General features: G+C 42.7%; 18 protein-coding genes. 11 read left to right on the plus strand and 7 right to left on the minus strand.

The genetic code is table 11. The features are described from left to right. Positions 1-181 precede the first annotated feature (181 nt). Positions 182-907 (plus strand): class I SAM-dependent methyltransferase, encoded by a 726-nt coding sequence (locus JGK22_RS12705; RefSeq protein ID WP_293183318.1) that lies wholly within the window; start codon positions 182-184, stop codon positions 905-907. A gap of 128 nt (positions 908-1,035) precedes the next feature. After that, positions 1,036-2,316, plus strand: coding sequence for a glycosyltransferase family 4 protein (locus JGK22_RS12710; protein WP_293183320.1), 1,281 nt, complete (start codon positions 1,036-1,038; stop codon positions 2,314-2,316). A 178-nt stretch (positions 2,317-2,494) separates the two neighbouring features. On the opposite strand, the gene gatC is transcribed toward JGK22_RS12710, so the two are convergent. Both gatC and JGK22_RS12720 read right to left on the minus strand, forming a co-directional pair. After that, the gene (gene gatC, locus JGK22_RS12715; RefSeq protein ID WP_293128462.1) at positions 2,495-2,776 is read right to left on the minus strand and encodes an Asp-tRNA(Asn)/Glu-tRNA(Gln) amidotransferase subunit GatC; all 282 of its coding nucleotides are present in this window, start codon (positions 2,774-2,776) and stop codon (positions 2,495-2,497) included. Between the two features lie 222 nt (positions 2,777-2,998). Further along, entirely contained in the window at positions 2,999-3,520 is a 522-nt protein-coding gene (locus JGK22_RS12720; protein WP_293183322.1) for a photosystem I assembly protein Ycf3, read from the minus strand. A 674-nt stretch (positions 3,521-4,194) separates the two neighbouring features. Between JGK22_RS12720 and JGK22_RS12725 the strand changes: the two genes are divergently transcribed. From JGK22_RS12725 to JGK22_RS12740, 4 genes are all read left to right on the plus strand, one after another. Continuing rightward, positions 4,195-5,127 carry a glycosyltransferase gene (locus JGK22_RS12725; RefSeq protein WP_293183324.1) on the plus strand — a complete coding sequence of 311 codons (933 nt, stop codon included), beginning with the start codon at positions 4,195-4,197 and terminating at the stop codon, positions 5,125-5,127. A gap of 324 nt (positions 5,128-5,451) precedes the next feature. Beyond that, positions 5,452-6,141 carry a class I SAM-dependent methyltransferase gene (locus JGK22_RS12730; protein ID WP_293152513.1) on the plus strand — a complete coding sequence of 230 codons (690 nt, stop codon included), beginning with the start codon at positions 5,452-5,454 and terminating at the stop codon, positions 6,139-6,141. A gap of 177 nt (positions 6,142-6,318) precedes the next feature. Continuing rightward, entirely contained in the window at positions 6,319-6,480 is a 162-nt protein-coding gene (locus tag JGK22_RS12735; RefSeq protein ID WP_293183326.1) for a hypothetical protein, read from the plus strand. Between the two features lie 124 nt (positions 6,481-6,604). After that, positions 6,605-7,918 carry a hypothetical protein gene (locus JGK22_RS12740; RefSeq protein ID WP_293190497.1) on the plus strand — a complete coding sequence of 438 codons (1,314 nt, stop codon included), beginning with the start codon at positions 6,605-6,607 and terminating at the stop codon, positions 7,916-7,918. A gap of 319 nt (positions 7,919-8,237) precedes the next feature. On the opposite strand, the gene JGK22_RS12745 is transcribed toward JGK22_RS12740, so the two are convergent. After that, positions 8,238-8,504 (minus strand): hypothetical protein, encoded by a 267-nt coding sequence (locus tag JGK22_RS12745; protein ID WP_293183330.1) that lies wholly within the window; start codon positions 8,502-8,504, stop codon positions 8,238-8,240. A 165-nt stretch (positions 8,505-8,669) separates the two neighbouring features. Further along, positions 8,670-9,845 carry a SpoIID/LytB domain-containing protein gene (locus tag JGK22_RS12750; protein WP_293251305.1) on the minus strand — a complete coding sequence of 392 codons (1,176 nt, stop codon included), beginning with the start codon at positions 9,843-9,845 and terminating at the stop codon, positions 8,670-8,672. Positions 9,846-10,109: 264 nt separating this feature from the next. Here JGK22_RS12750 and JGK22_RS12755 point away from each other — a divergent pair, with 264 nt between their 5' ends. The 3 genes from JGK22_RS12755 to JGK22_RS12765 all read left to right on the plus strand — a co-directional run bounded on the left by JGK22_RS12755 (position 10,110) and on the right by JGK22_RS12765 (position 11,941). Continuing rightward, the gene (locus tag JGK22_RS12755; RefSeq protein ID WP_293207625.1) at positions 10,110-11,042 is read left to right on the plus strand and encodes a ribonuclease Z; all 933 of its coding nucleotides are present in this window, start codon (positions 10,110-10,112) and stop codon (positions 11,040-11,042) included. 120 nt (positions 11,043-11,162) lie between these two features. Further along, complete coding sequence (locus tag JGK22_RS12760; RefSeq protein ID WP_293207627.1) at positions 11,163-11,582, plus strand: element excision factor XisH family protein; 420 nt, start codon at positions 11,163-11,165, stop codon at positions 11,580-11,582. Continuing rightward, positions 11,570-11,941: a XisI protein gene (locus JGK22_RS12765; protein WP_293207629.1), complete on the plus strand. Its 372-nt coding sequence runs from the start codon at positions 11,570-11,572 to the stop codon at positions 11,939-11,941. The genes JGK22_RS12760 and JGK22_RS12765 overlap by 13 nt, the downstream gene beginning before the upstream one ends. 117 nt (positions 11,942-12,058) lie before the next feature. Here the strand turns inward: JGK22_RS12765 and JGK22_RS12770 are convergent, their stop codons facing one another. The 3 genes from JGK22_RS12770 to JGK22_RS12780 all read right to left on the minus strand — a co-directional run bounded on the left by JGK22_RS12770 (position 12,059) and on the right by JGK22_RS12780 (position 16,744). Beyond that, positions 12,059-12,331 carry a hypothetical protein gene (locus JGK22_RS12770; RefSeq protein ID WP_293312990.1) on the minus strand — a complete coding sequence of 91 codons (273 nt, stop codon included), beginning with the start codon at positions 12,329-12,331 and terminating at the stop codon, positions 12,059-12,061. Positions 12,332-12,482: 151 nt separating this feature from the next. Next, positions 12,483-14,360, minus strand: a complete 1,878-nt coding sequence (locus JGK22_RS12775; RefSeq protein ID WP_293207633.1) for an ABC transporter substrate-binding protein — start codon at positions 14,358-14,360, stop codon at positions 12,483-12,485. A 116-nt stretch (positions 14,361-14,476) separates the two neighbouring features. Then, complete coding sequence (locus JGK22_RS12780) at positions 14,477-16,744, minus strand: dynamin family protein (protein ID WP_293207635.1); 2,268 nt, start codon at positions 16,742-16,744, stop codon at positions 14,477-14,479. Positions 16,745-17,121: 377 nt separating this feature from the next. On the opposite strand from JGK22_RS12780, the gene JGK22_RS12785 reads away from it, so the two are divergent. Then, complete coding sequence (locus tag JGK22_RS12785) at positions 17,122-17,355, plus strand: LuxR C-terminal-related transcriptional regulator (protein WP_293207637.1); 234 nt, start codon at positions 17,122-17,124, stop codon at positions 17,353-17,355. A gap of 48 nt (positions 17,356-17,403) precedes the next feature. Beyond that, positions 17,404-18,786, plus strand: a complete 1,383-nt coding sequence (locus tag JGK22_RS12790; RefSeq protein ID WP_293221021.1) for an IS66 family transposase — start codon at positions 17,404-17,406, stop codon at positions 18,784-18,786. The last annotated feature ends 483 nt before the right edge of the window (positions 18,787-19,269 follow it).

Consider the following 19,269-nt stretch of genomic DNA (forward strand, 5'->3'; position numbering starts at 1 on the left):
TCTGGCTGTACCGGAATTATTAAACCGCAGAGAACACAGAGGACACAGAGGAAGAGAATGGAGAGATGAATCATTCCAATGAAGACCGGATTTGATATAATTGGTAGCACAGGGCAAGGAGAAACGAAGACTTGCGGAACATATTCAAAATCCAGACATCTATACTATAAAATAATCAAAAATGAACGATGAAAAAATGACCGATCGCCCAAGAGTAGATTATGAAACAGCCTGGGACAGTTACGCCCAACAGTGGGAAGAAACTAATCCCGAACTTTCCCATATTGGGGACGAATGGATAGGTAAAGCTGCTGGTGCGGCCAACTCCTTAGCCGAATACGAAGCACTGATAGAACAGGAATTTGTTGCACCGTACATCAAAAAAGAACATACGGTTTTAGAAATTGGTATCGGTGGCGGAAAAACTGGTTCGCTGTTGCTGAAATATTGCGATCGCCTAATTTGCGCCGATATTTCCAGTCAAATGCTGCAAGCCGCGCGATCGCGCTTGGGAGTCGATCGCGTTTCCTACGTCAAACTCGACGGTTTAACATTAGACGGCATCGCCCAGGGTGCAGCCGATGTCTGCTTTTGCTACGATACAATGGTACACGTAGAAGCCGTAGACATATTCAACTACCTAACTCGCATTCCCAAACTGCTGCGGGGCGATCGCATTTGCGTCTTCCACCACGGCAATATTCTCAGCGAATTAGGGTGGCAAAAATTCGCCGGCGAGTGGGACAAAAACTTGCTGGGACGCAGAGATGGCACTGCATTCTCAATAATGACAGATACAATTATGGAAAAATTTCTCAACCATTTAAACTATGAAATCCTCCTGAAAAATACATCTTCAGTACCGCGAGATTGCGTCTGGATTTGCAAAGCACCATTAAACAGTTGACAGTTGACAGTTGACAGTTGACAGCGATGTTTTTAAAGCAGTCTCACACCTGCTGGAATTATAACTAATCGATCGAACATCATGTAAATCCTGTTCATCTTCCTTCCTTTTTCCTTCTTCCTTCTAAAATGAAAGCATTATTTCTCCACCCCAACTTCCCCGCCCAATACCGCCACATTATCACGGCTTTAGGCGCCAATCCCAAAAATCAAATTGTTTTCGGCACTAAAAACGAGCGTCCAGAATGGGACATTCCCGGAGTTCGCAAAGCAGCATTTACCCCCAGCCGCGAACCCCACGCCCAGACTCACCAATACGTGCGCCCTTTAGAAAGTGCCGTCATCTACGGACAAGCCGTATTTAGAATGGCCGAACAACTCAAAGCTGACGGTTTTGTACCCGATGTAATCTGCGGACATTCAGGTTGGGGGCCGACACTATTTGTCAAAGAAGCTTTTCCAAATACGCCACTTTTGTGTTATTTCGAGTGGTTTTATCACGCCATTGGTTCCGACGCAGATTTCGATCCGGCGGAACCTTTAAGTGTTGACGATATGGCGAGAATTAGAATCAAAAATGCGCCGATTCTGATCGATTTATATTCTTGCGATTGGGGTTTGTCGCCGACTTATTGGCAGCGATCGCAATTTCCGCCAGAATTACAACAAAAATTATCCGTACTCCACGACGGCGTAGACACCGATTATTTTAAACCAGATCCCGGTGCTAAACTAATTTTACCGAACTTAGATTTGTCCGGCGTTGATGAAATTGTCACCTACGTATCGCGGGGAATGGAACCTTACCGTGGTTTTCCAGAGTTCATTGAGTCGATCGCCTACGTGCAAGAACGCCGCCCCAACTGTCACGTTGTAATTGTTGGTTCAGACAGAGTTTGTTACGGCCGTTCTTTACCAAATGGCGAGTCTTACAAAGACCATATGCTCAAAAAAGTGCCGCTAGATATGTCGCGAGTACACTTTGTCGGGCCGCTACCTTACGGACTGTATTTAAAAGTAATTCAAGCATCCGACGTACACGTTTATTTAACCAGACCTTTCGTGCTATCTTGGTCGATGATTGAATCTCTATCGGCAGGATGTTTAGTAATCGGTTCCGATACCGGGCCTGTGAGAGAAGTTATCCGCGATGGAGAAAACGGTTTAATCGTCGATTACTTCTCGCCGAAACAAGTAGCCGATCGCATTGACGAAGTTTTAGACCATCCTACCCGCATGGCAGAAATTCGCGTCAAGGCCCGTCAAACCGCCCTAGAACGCTACAGTTTAGCTAATATGTTACCGCAGCAATTACAACTAATCGAGCAGGTTGCAAGTCGATCGATGCCGCCGACAGTTGGTATGCAGCCAGAACGGGAATTGGCCGCATCTTTTGGAGTGAGAATTTAGTGCGATCGTAAGGTACGCCACAAGCACCCTTAGGTACGTTGTTGGGCTTCAGCCCTCTTTCCTAATATTATAAAGAGCGCTGAAGCGCAACTACGTACCTAATTTGTCTGACGACAATAAAACCACCCTGCTGATTAAGGGGGGTTAGGGCGATCGAGTCAGGTACACAGCGGAAATTCTACATAATCTTAGGCACTTTAAAAAACTCCCCATCGCGATCGGGAGCACCCGCCAAAATACTCTCGCCGTTAGCAAACGGTTGCAAATCGTCCGATCGCATAACATTGCTAACATCGATCGCCCGAGTTGTCGGTTTTACCTTACTCGTATCCAGTTCGCTCAACTGCTCAAAATAATCCAAAATACCGTTCAGTTGACCAGTAAACTGCTCTTCTTCTTCCGGCGTTAATTCCAATCGGGCTAAATTCGCTACTTTCCGAACTTCTTCTTTGTCAATCATAAAAATTGGGAATTGGGAATTGGGAATTGGGCATAGGGCATAGGGCATAGGGCATGGGGCATGGGGCATGGGGCATGGGGCAAAGAGGCCAAACAAGTTATGTGTTATTTGTTATTTGTTATTTGTTATTAGAGAAACTACTAACTATTAACTACTAACTATTAACTATGCCCGATGCCCCATTCCCTATTCCCCATTCCCTATTCCCCATTCCCATCATAGTTAAAAATACACATCAATTTGCGATCGCCCTGTCGTCTTCAGCCAATTCTGCACCTCAATGTAATTGTTCGGCGCCAAACGAATAGCCTCCTTCCAGTAATCCGCAGCTTTATCAAACAGCCCTTCCGCCCCTTCAACATTGCCAGCTTCCTTTTCCCTTTCCCCTTGATAGTGGTAAATCACAGCAATATTGTTCAGCGCTTGCGGCATTCTGGGATTCAGTTCAAGCGCTTCGCTGTAATACTCCAAAGCTTTATCGTGTTCGCCGTTGCTAGTATGGATCAGACCCATATTGTACAATACATAACTGCGATCGTAAGGATCTTCTTCCAGCTTCAGCGCTTCAGTATAATTGTCCAGCGCTTCAGCATATTCGCCATCAGCTTGAGCCGACATACCATCCCGATAATAAGCAAAAGCTTCCTTCGCCTTCTTTTTCGCGGGCATAATCTTCAGGATGATATCAGCCATTACCGTGAAACTTTTGTCAATAAAGTTATCGTTGCGTTGAGTTCTTGGCATATGCGATTCTTTTGGTTAGTGGCTAATCTCAAAAATTAGCGGGTAAAGTTTTCCTATGAATACTTGCACAACAATTTTAGTTGAGAGTTGTGCTGAGAATGCGAAAAAGACTTGTGAGACACAAGGACAAACTTGACAACACGCGCAAGTCCTATCTATTGTAGATAACTATTGCAAGACTTGCAAAAAAAACATATTTTTTTTACATATTTAAACTTTTATTAAGTTTTCAAAGTTCAGCCAACACTGAAAAGCTTTTGGGAAAAAAGTAGGGTACGGTTCAATTGAGGGTAACAGTTTGCGAGCGATCGGTGTAAGGTGAAGGCTGTCGCCTTAGTCCTAATTCGCCCCCCAAAGCATGAGTCCGAGCCAATCAGTCTTGGGGTTGGCATTTGCTAGATGCGATGGCGCAGGGGTTTCAGCCAGATTTCACCATTGCTGATGTCGGGACGGGATTGAGAGCAGGTCAGAAAGAAGTCCTGCCTGATACTCCTTGTCATGGAGATATTTTTCAGCTCCAACAACAATTTGAGACAGTTGTTGACAATTGCTAATTAGCATGGTAATGTCAGACTATTCCAGCGTAAAAAATGTTAATTTTTCAAGCAGGACTAAGCAGTCGGGGTAATTGTATTCATTTGTAGTAAAAATAAGTTGGAAGTATTAATTAGGTAATGTCGTATCGTATTGTTGCTTATATCACTGCCTATTCAGATAAAACTGCCCTTGAGCGGTGTATCGCTTCTCTTAAGTGTCAAACTTATTCGATCGAGAAAATCTTAATAGTCGATAACTCGCCTCATGTTTTGTTGTCTCCTGAAGAATTAGACGAATCTATTATCGTCAAATCTTATCCCCAAAACATCGGCATTTCTGGCGGTTTACGAGTGGGTATTGAATGGTCTATTAAAAATGAATTTGATTTTATTTGGACTTTCGATCAAGATACTGAACCTTCACCAGATGCTTTAAAAAGATTAATTGAAACCTATGATAATCTCAAAGAAGCTCATCAAAAAATTGGAATTATTGCTCCACTTCCTGTTGATAGGGTCACAGGACAACAATGGAATGGAATGATCTTAGATAAGTATCAACTAAAACAATTTCTTATAAACGATCAAATCCCTGAAATTTATAAATGTGATGCCGTTATTACAGCAGGTTCTCTTATTTCCATTCAAGCCGCTTACAATACTCCCTTTCCTAATGAAAATTTATTTATTGAAGCAGTTGATTGGGAATATTGTCTAAAATTAAAGAAACAAAATTATTCTATATTTGTCAATAGAAATATTGTTCTAAAACAACGATTTGGAGAGACTCAAGAAGTTAATTTATTTTATCCTAAAATAAAAATAATGCGATTGAATTGTTCTCCGTTGCGTTACTACTACCGATGCAGGAATAACACCTTTGTCGAACTTAGTCTCGCTATGGAGAACAAACTATTGATTATGTTTAGTATTCATAGAATTAAAATTATGATTAATTTAGTTATTAAAATCTTGCTATTAGAAAACCTATCAAGAAGATTGAAAATTTGGGCTTGTCTGCGCGGAACTTATGATGGTTTCAGAGGGAACTTAGGAAAAACCTGGGTATAATCTACAAGAATGAGTCCGAGCCAATCAGTCGCAGCCAGTTTACCGCTTGATGCTCGCCAGAAAATAGCGATCGTGATATTGGCAAAGACAAAGTACGCACCCACACTATTAGTAGCGTTGGCGATCGGTTACCAGAGGTAACGCACCCTACAGATAGATTCTTTGCGTAAGTCCTGTACTCTTTACCCCTTCCCCCTTCCCCTTCCCCCTTCCCCCAACAGCAGTAACAAAAATACGTGGGGCAATGCGTGAGATATGTTATAGTAAACAGTCAGCCTAAATAGTTAGGTTTCAAATTGTTGTCTATTATCTCAGGAAACCGAAATGCTCAGAACCGATGTAATTCAAAAAATAATCGACAAGAAAAAAGCCCTGAGGTATTTAGAAATCGGCGTAAATAATGGCGATAGTTTTTTCCCGATCGAGATCGCTCAAAAGGTGGGAGTAGATCCTAGTTTTGCATTTTCTGAAGAACGTAAATTGGAATGGGCTAGTAAAAATCTATGTAATGCAACAGCGGAATATATAGACGCCACTAGCGATGCTTTTTTTGCAAGTGCCAATCCGATCGAACGGTTTGATGTAGCATTTATCGATGGATTGCATACCTACGAACAATCATTGCAAGATGTCCTGAATACCTTGGACAACCTCAATGAAAATGGCGTAATAGTCATGCATGATTGCAAACCACCCCATGTCCTCGCAGCCTGTCCAGCTCAGTCTCTGCAAGCTGCGATCGACATGAATTTACCTGGATGGGATGGCAACTGGTGTGGTGATGTCTGGAAAACGATTTGTTATCTAAGAAGTAATCGCAAAGATTTGCGAGTCTTTGTGTTGGATTGCGATTTTGGCTTAGGCATAGTTATGAAAGGAAAGCCTGATATCGATCTCAACCTGAGCAAAGATGAATTGGATAAAATGACTTATGAAGATGTTCTCAATGGTAAAGAAAATTTTCTTAACTTAAAAGATGAAAACTATTTGTTTGAGTTCTTAGAAACAATCTAATTCACTATCCACTATCCACTACTCACTATTCACTAATTTAATTATGCAAGCTGATATTTTTTATTAAGATGGCATTCGTCGCAGGTGGTTATATTCCGACACCCCCTGTATCTAGTTCAATTTTGACTCTGATCCAAGAATACAAATACCACTCAGAAACAAATGAGAATCAAGTAGATGTTTTCAATTGATCGACGCGACGAATTACTGGCGATCGCCGGTATTCTCGACCCAAAGCTGACAGCAATCGCTATCAGCTTTGATGTACCTTTAATGATGGCAGAATTTGCCGTGCAGTGCTACCTTAAAACTGCCATTTTTGAACCATGCCAAAAGTAGCAATGTTTTGCCCCAAAATCAAGGTCAGCCACAAAAAAAGCCTAAATTCTCCAGGTCTAAACCAGCTTTAATGCCCGCAACCTATAATTAAAAATAACCGCGTAATTTTCACAAAGAGAAACACATGGCTCCAAATCCCGGGATTATGCAAGCCGTCGAGCAACTTGGCTACCGCGTTACGGTTGGAGACGTGGCGGCAAAAGCTGGACTAGATGTCAATTTTGCCCAGCGAGAACTGTTAACGCTGGCCTCCGAAGCAGGCGGCAACCTGCAAGTAGCAGAATCCGGCGACATTGCCTACATATTTCCCAACAACTTTCGAGATATTTTGCGAAACAAATTCTTGCGCTTGCAGTTGCAGGAATGGTGGCAAAAAATCTGGCGAGTTCTATTTTACTTGATTAGAATATCTTTTGGCTTAGTGCTGGTAGCTTCCATCCTTTTAATTGTTGTTGCTATTACGCTTTTACTCTCCAGCATGAACAGCGACAATAACGGTGGAGGAGGCGGAAGCGGAGGCGAAAGTGGAGGTGGCGGCGGAGGCTTTTTCTTTTTTCCCTACTTCTGGAACGACTTAATCTGGATCTTTTACTGGAACCATGATGAACCATACTACCAGCAGCGATCGCGCGATCGCGGTCAAAAACCCCAAATGAGTTTTCTGGAAGCAGTTTTCTCCTTTATATTTGGAGACGGGAATCCCAATAAAAATCTAGAAGAGCGCAAGTGGAGCGATATAGCCACCGCAATTCGCAACAACCGAGGCGCAGTCGCAGCCGAACAAATTGCGCCCTATCTCGACAATCTCGGGCAAGGATACGCCCGAGAATACGAAGAATATATGTTACCAGCCCTGGCCCGTTTTGACGGCCGCCCCGAAGTCAGTCCCGAAGGGCAAATCATCTATCATTTTCCGCAATTGCAAACCACAGCCCTCCTGCAAAATCCTCAACCAACAGGAACTTATTTGCGAGAAATGCTGTGGCGTTTCAGTCACGCCGACTCCGGCCAAATCATGCTCGCAGCAGGTTTAGGAGCCGTCAATCTTGTCGGTGCGCTGGTTTTGGGGAATTTATTAACGAAAAGTGCGATCGCAGGTGGATTCATCGGCTTCGTCAGCGGTATTTATCCACTGCTGCTGATTTACGGCGTCGGATTTCTGACAATTCCCTTAATCAGGTACTTCTGGATTCAGTGGAAAAATAGCAGGATAGAAGCTCGGAATCACGATCGGCAGCAGCGAGCCATGTTATTAAACCAACCCGATGCCAACTTGCAGCAAAAACTGGCCTACGCCCAGGAATTTGCAGGCGAAAACGTTCTGAGTGGAGAAGACTTAGCTTATACCACAGAAAGCGAATTAACTCAACAAGAACTAGAACAGTCAGCAAAAATAGATGCTGAATGGCAGCGGCGAATTGGGCGATCGGACAATTAATTTATAACCCGAAGAATCAGGAATGCAGCACACAGATTTTTTCTTAGTCCACGGAGGTGGACTTTGTTTTTGTAGTCGCGGTTTCTAACCGCCGGAGACGAGAAGTCTTCTGAGAATTGATCTTAGGTACGTAGTTGCGCTTCAGCGCTCTTAGCTTATATTAGGAAAGAGCGCCCAAGTGCAACTACATACCTTCTATTGGCGTTGCTGCTGCAACAGTATGAACGACTCAATGTGAAAAAATGAAACAAACCAGTCAGTCAATATAGCTGAATTTTCAAGTTACCCATTTTCATCCCCTGATTAAACAACGCCAAAATCATTTATTTTGAATACTAGAATCTGTTGTTTTTCTCATCTTTTTAACAATCTTAGGGCGTTTAAAAATCAAACAATTTTGGTCGTATTTCGAGTCATGTCGCAGAGCCACAAGTTCCCACCCATCCTCCCCCAATTGATTGACAAATAGATGTAGCGAGCCTTGTTTCCAATCTCGCAGCTCCTCACCATTTACATATAAACTAATTAGCTTATTTCCAAAAGGATACATATTCGCATCCACAAATAAATACTCCCACTTTTGCATAGCAATCCTTAATTTAGTTAGTCAGTAGTCAGTTGGCAGTTGGCAGTTGGCAGTGGACAGTTAGTTAGTTATTCGTTATTACTTGTTATTGGTTATTTGTTATTTCTTACCAATGCCCCATGCCCCATGCCCCATGCCCCATGCCCCATCCCCCATTCCCAACAGTTACTGCACAGCAATTCTAGCCAAAGCAGCACCCCGGTAATAGTGCAACAAAATCTGCTGGTAGCCGTATCCCTGCCTAGCCAAATTGTAAGCCCCCCACTGACTCATTCCCACAGCGTGACCGAAACCTTTGCCAGCAACTTGAAAACCCGTAGGAGGCTTCCCCCTATTTTGGCCGCTAAAAATCCCGCCGTACTGAGGAATCACAGTAAAGCGGGTACTCCTCAAATTTAGAACCCGACGCAAATCCGCACCAGTCATCACCCTAGAACCGCCATCCCCGACTACTTTCATGGACAAAACGCTGCCGTAAGCGGTAGTACGTTCTGGCTTCATCGAGATTACATTACCCACGCCAGAAATCTTGCTGCTGATTTGAGCGCGGGAAAAATTTTCTTTCCATTGGTAAACCGGCGCCCCTTGGTCGAAGTCAGGAACAGCCCGCAAATAAGGCAGGGGTTCCGTCCAAACATCCTCGACATTTTCCGTATGTCCGCCAGAGGCAGAGTGGAAAACAGCTAAAATAATCTGACCGTTGTAGGTGAGAACTTGACCAGCGGTGGCATCGACTGCGGCATAAGTACCCGAAGATTCTGTTTGCAATCCTTTGTAAACCTGGGAAGACTGAGTGTCGTCCACATCGTAAAGGTCGGTTTCGCTTTTGAGGCGCTTGTGGAGAGCGTAGGAACGGGCGGCGACTGCTTGGGCTTTCAAAGCCTCTTGAGGCCAATTGCCACTCATTTCGGCGCCGAGAACGCTGTAGAGATACTGTTCGATATCGACGTAGTTGACGGCGGTCAAGGCTCCTTTTTCGGGAACTAGAAGCGTGCGTCCCCGATACCATCGATCGCCAATCCAAACATAACCGTTTCCGGTCGGCTCGATCCAAATTTGATTGGCAGCCCAGCGGCCAATTGCCACAGTTCCCGATCGAAATTGAGCCGACTGAGAACTATTTGCGGGCAGTTCGCCCAAATTGCGCCCGCTGCTGTCGCGGATTGCAGCCTTAGTAGAACTGCCGACTTTGATCTGACTCGTCCCGTCTTGTACCGCAACTCGCAAAATCAGCGCCGCCTGTGCTGGGGCTACCATTACCAGCCAAAACAACAGCGAAATCCAAAAGTAGCGTTTTTTTAATGTCGAAAGAACGGAAGTAAAGAACACTCCTGACTGCATTTGAAAATTTTCCTCCTGTGCTGTATGAGTTTGAGAATTTTTAAGAATTGGGGAAGGTTCGGGAAAAAGGAAGGAGAACGACAGAAAGAAAACGTTAGAATTAGGTTTGGCACTTTGTGCGCCGCAATGATTGGAACGACTAGATGCTCGCAGGAACAGCGATTTATCCCGGTTCCTGCCTGCGAATATTTCCTTTATGTCGGATTCGCCGCACCTGGATATTTGTAACATATTTTTTAACATTTAATTGAGGTGATTTAACTCTTGCAGATTACATTTCTCGGAACTAGCTCTGGCGTCCCCACGCGATCGCGCAACGTATCCAGCATCGCCCTGCGCTTGCCCCAGCGAGCGGAACTCTGGCTGTTTGACTGCGGCGAAGGAACCCAGCACCAATTCCTCCGTAGCGAGCTAAAAGTCAGCCAACTGAGCCGGATTTTCATCACTCACCTGCACGGCGACCACATTTTCGGCTTAATGGGTTTGCTGGCTAGCTGCGGTTTGGCGGGGAATGTCAAGCGCATCGATCTTTACGGGCCTCCGGGACTTGAAGAATATTTGCAAGCTGGCGTTCGCTATTCTCAAACTCATTTTTCTTACCCGGTGAAGGTGCACAAAAGTCACGAGGGAGTTGTCTATGAAGATGACGAATATATTGTTAGCTGCGCTCCTTTAAAGCATCGAGTTACTGCTTTTGGTTATCGAGTAACTGAGAAAGACCGTCCGGGACATTTCGATGTAGAAAAAGCGAAGGCTGTGGGTATTCCGTCGGGGCCAGTTTACGGTGAATTAAAACAAGGAAAGACGGTAAAATTATCGGACGGGCGACAGTTTAAAGGTAGTGATTTTTGCGGCCCGGATCAAGTCGGGCGGAAGTTTGTTTACTGTACAGACACGGTTTTTTGTGACAGCGCGGTGGACTTAGCAAAGGATGCCGATTTGTTAGTGCATGAAGCGACTTTTGCCCATCAAGATGCTCAAATGGCGTTCGATCGCCTGCATTCAACTTCGACGATGGCGGCTCAAGTAGCTTTGCTCGCTGGGGCGAAACAGTTGATCATGACGCATTTTAGCCCGCGCTATGCTCCCGGAAATGCGATCGTCCTGGATGACTTGCTCAAGGAAGCCCAGGCTATTTTTCCGAATACGAAAATGGCCTATGACTTTTTGACTTACGAAGTGCCGCGACCTGTTTAAAACTAGGGTTGATCTGGGCTGAAATATTCACGTAAAAACTGAGACTAATTAGGGGGTGAGCAGGAGTTATAATGAAACTACCCAAATCTCTAATATTCACATCGTTCAAAAGGAGCAACAGTGTCAGCAAAAGATTACTATCATCCAGTTGTGAAACAGGCGCTTGTTAAAGCTGGCTGGAAAATTACTCATGACCCATTGTTAGTGAAATGGGCCAAGCGAAAACTATTTGTGGATCTCGGAGCAGAAAAACTGATTGCTGCTGAAAATAATCAGTCTAAGATAGCTGTTGAAGTTAAAAGTTTTATCAGTGATTCTAAAATTTTAGATTTAGAGAAGGCTTTGGGACAATACATTCTTTATCAGAAAATTTTAGAACAAACTGAACCGGAAAGAACGCTCTATCTTGCTATGCCGGTGATGTCTTTTGAGGAGCTTTTTATTGAAGATAAATTTGCCGATATTTTATTGGTAGATAATCATTTAAAGTTGATTGTTTTTAATCCACAAATGGAGGAGATTGTGAAATGGATACCATAGCAGATTGCCGCCAGATTGTCAAAGGAATTCTTAATGAATATTCAGGTTTTTTAAATTCTGAAATTGAGGTACAAAGTCAAGTAATTTTCGATTTAGAAAACGATCGCTATATGTTACTTTCGATGGGATGGTTTCAGGGGAGAAGAATTCACGATTGCGTCATACACATGGATATTATCGACGGTCAAGTTTGGATTCAAGCGAATAATACCGATCGCTCGATCGCTGAAGAATTAGTAGCAGCAGGAATTCCCCCTAAGTTAATTGTTTTAGGACTTCAACCGCCTGAAGTAAGAGCTTATACAGCTTATGGCGTACCAAATTCAATACAGTCTCAAGAATTATTGCAAGTGGGTTAATTTGGAAAAAAAGGGCGATTGCCCTTTTGGTTATTGGGGGAAAAAGAGCGATCGCACTTTCGGAAAATAAGGACGATCGCTCTTTAAAAAAGCAACAATTGCGCTACACTCAAAGCATTATGAGACAGCTTTGAGGTATTGCGTTACAGGCTTCAAATCGATGTCATCGTTGTCAGTCAGTATTTTGAATAAATGCCAGGGGATGCCTGCTGCAATCAAAGTTTCCAAATCGCGATCGAGCTTTGAGAAGTCCTCATAGATGCCCACAAACTGAGTTACGCAAGCTAAAGATTCATCTTTCGGGTCATTGACTCCCGTGTATCTGTACTGAATATCAAAACCTGCTTTTTCGCCAATTTCTTCGATATCCCAGTAAGAGGTTCGCAGCACCAACCCTCAGAATGGTTCCAGACACTTTGACCAACTGATTCTCGAATTTTCATAAGTTTCCTTAAAGTTTTCCACATTAGGCGATTGAGTGGTTAACTAGATGTTTCCTTCGATGGGAGGCAGATTATGGGCGATATCGTGCTTACAAAGATCATTTGCCAGATACAGGTATTTCCAGAGGTGCAAAATAGTAGTAAGTTCTTGGGGGTTGAGCTTTAACAACTTTCACCAGTTGAATAGGAGGGTTACGACGATCGCCTGAACTCTCAAACTGAATTGTACCAGATGCTCCTTTAGTAAAAAAGTCTGTGGAGGAAAGAACTTGTTGCGTTCCTGTTCTTGTGGGCTGAGACTGACGTTGAATCGCGGCAATCAACGCTTTTGCTGCATCGTAGGACATAGCAGTGCGCCAGTTGACACCAGCAGTGCCCCAAAGTTGTATTGACTGATTGCGAAAGTCTGCTGATGTTAGAGTACCATCAACGTGCCAAGCAATAGCTACTACCATCCCCTCTGTTGCAGCTCCGCCGTCTTGCAAAGTCCTCTCTCCATAAACATCATCTCCTCCCAAAAGAGGCAATCTCTTGTCATTAGCTTGAGCAACTACTAATGCCTTATCTAGTGAACCCGTGTTGGGTGCTAACAAAATCACCTCTGCTCCCTGCTGTATTGCTTGTTCTACCCTGCGTTTGGCACTGAAGCCAGGATCATAAAAGTCGAAAGTATTGTTACTAGAAACTTCTCCCCCTTTTTGTGAAAGAGCCTTAATAAACTCGTTTTTCAGAGATTGACTGTATGTACTCTGAGAGTTAAAAAAGACCGCTGCTTGCTTCTTATTTAACTTAGTGACCATGTAATCGGCTAACGCTTTGGCTGCAACAGAATCGCTAGGAACAGTGCGGAAAAAATAAGAACTAGAATTTGAAAGCGTTACAGCCGTGCTGACTGGAGAAATAGCAACAAGCTTTCCAGAGTTATAAATATCTTTTGCTGCTAAAGATACCTGACTGGCCCAATGACCCACCACTCCTAAAACTGCTGGCTCTTGAATCAAAACCGAGGCAACCTGTTTAGCTACCTCTTCTTTATCATCATCGTTGACAATTACTATCTTAATAGGTGTAGTTCCCATCTGCTGATTAGATTCATACTGAGCAGAAGCTACGCCGCGCAAAATCTCAAGAGCCCCTTTTAAGTCACTGCCAATTGGAGCTACTACTGCAATTGTTTCAGCTTTTTTTTTCCCTATTTTTGCATTATTAAGATAGATTAGACTTTCCGGTGAGTTGCGACTTTCCTGAATTACACCATCTAAATAAGAAATAGCTTCATTGTACTTAGCTTCAGCAATTGCTTTGACTCCGGCTTGTTTTAAAAGCTTGAATGATTTACTTACTCCTTCTTCATTTTCAATTAAAACTTTATCTCCTGAACTTATTCTGGGGTTAAATGTTAGAGGTGAATTGCTTGGACTTGTTTTATCCTCCATAAGCGATTGAGGCAATAGATTTGCGAATACAATCACCGCTACTAAAGCCAGAATAGCAGCAATCACAGGAATCAAATACTTTTTGCTGATTTTTATATTTCTCTTCAAAGTAGGTCTTTTTTTTCTGGTTGGATTAGTTGAACTTGGATGAGGCAGAGGCAGCATTGGTAAGTCAGGAGTTTGTACCTCTATAACAGGAGATATAGTTGGTGTTTTGGGAGCTAACTTAAGATTGGCTACAACCGGATCAAACTTGTCAGGAAACTTTGTTTTTTCATCATATAAAGCTTCACGGAGATCGGCATTAGCCAACTGAGCTTCACTTAGATCAGTTCCTCTTAGATCGGCTTGACTCAACTTTGCAAGACGCAAATTTACATGACTGAGGTTAGCTTCGCTGAGGTTAGCTCCTGTCAAGTCTGCGCTATCAAGATTAGCATCACTCAGATTAATTCCACTTAGGTTCGCACCACTCAGATTGACTTGAAAGAAATTCCTTTTCCCTGTGGTATACTGTTGTTGAAATTCATTAACATCCATATCATCTAATCTTCAGTGTATTTAGATAGTGTAATGTAATTATAAAAAAGATTGGAGAGTATTGTTACTACTTGCTATCATGTTGATAAGCTGTCGTGCATTTAAATTGTACTTTGTCAGTCTAGGAATCGTAGTAGGTGTAACTGATTGGCTGACTTGGCTTGTTCGATTAAATTTTTGCACTCTTCTTTGACTTTAATGCGCTCTCCCAAAAGTTTAAATTCATGCCACACCTGCTGTCGCTTTTCCCAAAGAAAATAATCCCATTCTTTCTCGATGCCTTTAGCATATAACACCCGATCGAGAAAATCCTCCACCATATAGTAAGCAACTTGATTTGGCTCAAAATACAATTTATTGAACTCAGTTTCACAAGCCTTAACAACTTGCTCATGAGTATGTTTTAGTCGGTTATATACTTCTTGAGATTCAGAAGTATTAGAAGTAGTTCCTAAATTTTTAACTTCTTCCTGGACTATAGAAGATGTCACAGAAGTATTCCTCTTGGGGACAAGGATATCTAAATGAGGACGAATTAATCGCTGAATTCTGCCAGAAAATGATAAGTTAAGCTCTCCGATTTTTTTAAATCCTAGCCTCAGATTACTCTCACTTATATCAGGCAATTGTGTTGCTATTTCCATAAAAAATACAGAGCCTTCAGAGTTGGATAAATTTTTAAGTCTTCCATCTTCAGCCAGCACCTTTTTTACTTCAGATTTAACAGCTTCTAAAGACTGCTGTAAATCACAATCCAGAGACAGAAAGTGTCGTGATAGATGTGCACGAACCTCTTCAAGGTATCGGAAGTACAAGCCTTGTTCACGACCTTTTACAGTCTGCCTATCCTCTATTTCTTGAACTAAGGGAATGCCTGTATCTGACCTACAACTAGCAATAGTCTGTTCGACTCGCTCTTTAAATGTAGGGTCTTCAGTTTCGCGTTTATCTCTAAGTTTATAGAGTAGTTTTCCAAGACCCTTTTGGATTTCTAGCCAAAGTCCACTGTCTCCACTTTTTCCCGTAAAGTATTCATCAAACTGTTTTCTCTCGTTAGCAAACTGTTGCAGAACCTCACCAGCTTTATTTAATTCGTTTTTAACCTGCTCGTGTAATTCAAGAATGCGCTGTTGACAAGTGTGAGCATATTTTTTGTCTAATTCAGTAATCTCGGTTTCCAGATACTTTAAAACAGGCTCAAAAACCTTGTTATTTGCGTTGTCGCTGGCACAGTTGGCAATTATGCAGGGTTTAGCAAACTCCATCCTAACATTTCTCTTATCTACATCTGCTTTTTGACTATCACAGCCGTTTAGATTGTTACCAGTGCTATGTAAGTTGAGAACCATGAAAGCTCTATCGGCTAAGTCATTTAATGCCGTAGCAGCCTTATCATACAAATCGGTATCCTGGGTTTCCCACCCATAACGATCGTTGCCTGGTTGGCTTACAAAAAGAACAACATCAACTTCTTTTCCCAAAGTTTCTAGCATCAACTTTTCATCACCCAGTTTAAAGTCTCCCATTCCTGGTACATCAACCAGTGCTATTTGTCCTATATCTGCTTTTGGAAAATTACAAGAAATTCTTACATTGCGTACTGCCAGATGCTCATAATCTATTAAATTGTTTTTGGGATCTCTGTCTTGAGAAACATATTTTTGGATTTCCTCTCTTGTCACAGTTTGAGGTGGTTGATTGAGTAGTCTTTTATAACCACCTAATCCTCGGTAATAATCTTTGTATAGTCGCTCATACATTGTTTCATATGTAGCTCCTTCTACCAAAGTATTACTAATTTCAGTAAATTTATAATTTGCAAAATCATCAATATTATCTAGCTTTCGAGTTAGATTTAGCTTTTGAAAATAAGGAAGAATAACTTCTTTTAAAAAAGACTTTTCTGTGTGAAATGTGACTACTGCTTCAATCTCTCTTTGAGACCGATGGCATATTGTGCTACGGGCAGCAGTACAAGCTTTTCCTTGACGTGCCGGAATTACATCATCAGAAAGTCCTGTCAAACTCTGTAGCAGGGTGCTTTTACCCTGACCCATCCGCCCAACAACTCCAATATTGAGAGTAGAGTTAGAAAATCGTGTTTTAAGATTTTTAAGTTTTTCATACTCTGCTTCAAGCTTGTTTATCAGACTTTCCAATTTAATTGTTTCTAAGCTAACTGACGCTCCAGCTTCCCTGACCTGCGGTATGATTTCCTGGCGTTTTACTTCAAGTTCGTGCAGAGATGAGAGAAGATTTTTTATCTTTTCTTCAGCCGTTGTAATGTTTTTAATTAGTCCTTGACGCTGCTTGATTATGTCAGCGATTTGCGTGGCTCTATCTCTTCCTAAAAAGTCCGCATTCATAATTTTTCTGTTTTCCATAGTGTTTGTGTGCTGATGCGATCGCTTCGCATGGTTAGAGGGATCGCTCGCACCTACCGCAAACAGATACCGCAACACCTCAGCATCCAGTACCAACTCGCTCCCGCACCAAGCAACGTCTTGCTCCTATATATGTATTCGGTTTCAATCCCGAATTTTTACGCAAAATCTAGCTTATTGTTACAAATCTTTACACTTACCCACTAACCGCTGCTGTATCTGCACCCTCAGCTCTTGACAAACAGCTCTATTTTTTTAAAGCAGAGCGATCGCCACATCCGTTTCTGGAATGATAAACTAAGTATACTCAGATAGCAACTAGCCAAAGCTATAATTTTAGTTAGGCTTTAGCTATCAACTAAGCGAGACATACTGCCATGACATCCAGCGACGAGATGTTTGCTGAAGCTGCGAATAACTGGGACTTGGAAAGGCTCTACAAAGCTATGGCAGAAGCCAAATGGCAAGTATCTCCCCGTGCCAGAAAGGGACTGACAGAACGCGAAAAGCTGTTTCTCCGAGGTTTGCTCTGCGGCCACAGTCCTGCGGAAATAGCTAGCCAACTCCATCAAAGTCGTAAAGGTGTTGAGGTTTATATATCTAAAACGTAATTGCTCAACCCCCTTGACAAGAAGACGAGATAGACATTAGATAAAGGAATGGAAAAACTCCCCGACTTAAAACAACTATCGAACGAGGCAAAAGAAGCCTTGATAGTAGAGCTATGGGAGAAAATCCAAAAACTCAGCGCAATATTAGCCACCTACGAACCAAAATTAGAGCCAGAGCCATCTCCTAAAAAAACGAGCAAAAATTCCAGCACTCCACCGTCCAAAGGATTCAAGCCCAACATTAAGCCCTCGAAAATAGAGGGGAGCAAAAGACAAAAAAGCCTAGGAAGAGCGGGAGGGGGAAGAGAACTACATCCTCATCCCGACCAAACAATCATCGCCCAACTCAAAAATTGTCCCCAGTGTGGAGAGAAAGTCACCGCCGCCACCCAAAAATTGCAATCCGTCTACGAAAAAATCGAACTACCCCCAATTCGCCCCATTATCACCCTCCGTGAACGTTATGGTGGTCAGTGTGCGTGCTGTCAAACCAAGTATGTTGCACCTGTACCATTGGGAATGGAACCAGGTTCACCGTTTGGCAGTTCAATTCAAAGCTTAGTTACATATCTCCGTTACACTCATGCCATCAGTTACGAACGGCTATCGTCTATATTTGGAGAAGTCTTTGGACTCAAGATATCCGAAGGAGCAATCGCAAACCTGTTGGCAAAAGTCAAAACCAGTTTAGACGACCAAGTAAGTCAAATACTACAACGGTTGCGGCGGGCAAAATTAATTTGTTCAGATGAAACGAGTGCGAGAGTTAACGGACAGAATCAGTGGGAGTGGGTGTTTCAGAACCAGGATGTTTGTTTACACGTCATCCGTCCGAGTCGAGGGACTGGGGTAATTAACGAAGTTCTCGCAGAACATCGTCCCGATATCTGGGTGTCAGATTTATTTAGCGCTCAAAAAAATCACCCAGCACCACAATGGCAAGTGTGTTTAGCCCATCAACTGCGGGATTGCCAATATGCAATTGATGCTGGGGACAGGATTTTTGCCCCAGCGATGAAGAGGTTATTATTAAGAGCTTTTATCATCCATCGACGACGATCAAAAATCGACGATGCCAGACTCAATCGATATCGAGACAATTTACAGGAAAGATTAACCGGGATTTTGAGTTTAGCGCCACATCATCCGGATGGTATCCGGTTACGAAAACGCTATGGTGGGCTAATTGACAATTTATTTCTATTTCTGGAAGATGCGGCGATTCCACCAACAAATAATAGTAGTGAACAGGCGATTAGGATGAGTGTGATATTTCGCCGTGTGACTAATGGATTTCGTTCGGAATGGGGCAGAGATTTGTTTGCTGCCGTTCGTTCCGTTGTCAATACTGGCAAGCGTCAGGGTTTAACTGCTTATCAATCTATTCAACAAGCTCTCTCTACTGATGGCTCCATTTTTTCCCCTAGTTGAGCAATTACTCTAAAACTTTATATCAATACTTTAAAAAAATTACAGATGTACCTAACGAAAAGGTAAGCAACTGGAGAAATATTCACAACTGCCTAGAGGAAGCTGGATATAAAACTATCCCGTCTGTTAAATCTAACTCAAGCAATTATTTACCCCAAGTTCCATTAGTAAATATAGTTAACATAGGTTTGAATAATCAAACTCATACAATAACAATTGACATTCACCTTCAACTAACATTACCTTCGCTTTCAGAGCAAACCATCACAGAAGACATGGATACAAAAGATCGCCCCGACACCAACCAATCTAACTAAAGGCCGATCGCCTACAATAGAATCAACACTCATATTCTCAAACGCCATGCAATATAGTTTTGCCACCTGAAGTCGAAGCTAGGAGTGCAGCGCTTTCCTCACCAGCGGCAAATCCAAAATCGGGCGATCGCCCCCAACGACTCCTGAGCAAGACCAATGCTTGCTA

The organism is Microcoleus sp. PH2017_08_TRC_O_A (assembly GCF_020738665.1).
In the GTDB taxonomy this organism is placed as follows: Bacteria; Cyanobacteriota; Cyanobacteriia; order Cyanobacteriales; family Microcoleaceae; genus Microcoleus.